Genomic DNA, 1,770 nt, shown 5'->3' with positions numbered 1-1,770 from the left:
GATCGGCGATTGGGACGAAGTCGTAACAAGGTAGCCGTACCGGAAGGTGCGGCTGGATCACCTCCTTTCTAAGGAGCACCACGAAAAACACTCTCAATTGGTGGGGGTGTAGCCGTGAGGAACCGGTGGCCTGTAGTGGGCACGGTTTGGTGCAACAACAAACGTGAGAAGCGGTGTGGGAACACTGTTTTGAGGAACTGCCAGGCACACTATTGGGCTTTGAGACAACAGGCCCGTGCCCCTGTGTGTGGGGGGTGGCATCCGGTTGCGGGTGTCGGCGTGTTGTTGCCTCACGCTTTGGTGGTGGGGTGTGGTGTTTGATTTGTGGATAGTGGTTGCGAGCATCTGGCACGCAGGGACGGGTCGCCGGCTCCTTTTGGGGGTGGGTGTCTTTGTTTTTGTGTGTTGATGTGCAATTTTTTTCTGAAACTCATTTTTTTGGTTTTGTGTTGTAAGTGTTTAAGGGCGCATGGTGGATGCCTTGGCACTGGGAGCCGATGAAGGACGTGGGAGGCTGCGATATGCCTCGGGGAGTTGTCAACCGAGCGGTGATCCGAGGATGTCCGAATGGGGAAACCCGGCACGAGTGATGTCGTGTCACCCGGCACTGAATGTATAGGTGTCGGGGGGGAACGCGGGGAAGTGAAACATCTCAGTACCCGTAGGAAGAGAAAACAATATGTGATTCCGTGAGTAGTGGCGAGCGAAAGCGGAGGATGGCTAAACCGTATGCATGTGATACCGGGTAGGGGTTGTGTGTGCGGGGTTGTGGGACCTATTTTTCCAGTTCTACCTGGCTGGACGGCAGTGAGAAAATGTTGTGGTTAGCGGAAGTGGCTTGGGATGGCCTGCCGTAGACGGTGAGAGCCCGGTACGTGAAAACCTGACATCTGTTGTGATGGTGTTCCCGAGTAGCAGCGGGCCCGTGGAATCTGCTGTGAATCTGCCGGGACCACCCGGTAAGCCTGAATACTTCCCAGTGACCGATAGCGGATGAGTACCGTGAGGGAATGGTGAAAAGTACCCCGGGAGGGGAGTGAAAGAGTACCTGAAACCGTGCGCTTACAATCCGTCAGAGCCTTCGTTTTTAACGTGGGGTGATGGCGTGCCTTTTGAAGAATGAGCCTGCGAGTCAGGGACATGTCGCGAGGTTAACCCGGGTGGGGTAGCCGCAGCGAAAGCGAGTCTGAATAGGGCGTATCACGTCAGTTGTGGCGTGTGTAGTGGTGTGTTCTGGACCCGAAGCGGAGTGATCTACCCATGGCCAGGGTGAAGCGCGGGTAAGACCGTGTGGAGGCCCGAACCCACTTAGGTTGAAGACTGAGGGGATGAGCTGTGGGTAGGGGTGAAAGGCCAATCAAACTCCGTGATAGCTGGTTCTCCCCGAAATGCATTTAGGTGCAGCGTTGCATGTTTCTTGTTGGAGGTAGAGCTACTGGATGGCCGATGGGCCCTACTAGGTTACTGACGTCAGCCAAACTCCGAATGCCGACAAGACAGAGTGTGGCAGTGAGACGGCGGGGGATAAGCTCCGTGCGTCGAGAGGGAAACAGCCCAGATCGCCGGCTAAGGCCCCTAAGCGTGTGCTAAGTGGAAAAGGATGTGCAGTCGCGAAGACAACCAGGAGGTTGGCTTAGAAGCAGCCACCCTTGAAAGAGTGCGTAATAGCTCACTGGTCAAGTGATTGTGCGCCGATAATGTAGCGGGGCTCAAGCACACCGCCGAAGCCGCGGCAATACCCGTAGGGGTATTGGGTAGGGGAGCGTCCTG

General features: G+C 55.9%; 2 rRNA genes. Both read left to right on the top strand.

What is annotated here, in order from left to right:
• Positions 1–68: ribosomal RNA gene (locus ACWDTP_RS38330) — 16S ribosomal RNA — on the top strand; the annotation flags it as partial.
• Positions 69–449: 381 nt separating this feature from the next.
• Positions 450–1,770 (top strand): 23S ribosomal RNA (locus ACWDTP_RS38325); the annotation flags it as partial.

This window comes from Mycobacterium sp. NPDC003449, from assembly GCF_053588415.1.
The sequence above is the reverse complement of the archived record's forward strand: the minus strand, read 5'-3'. Positions and strand labels throughout refer to the sequence as shown.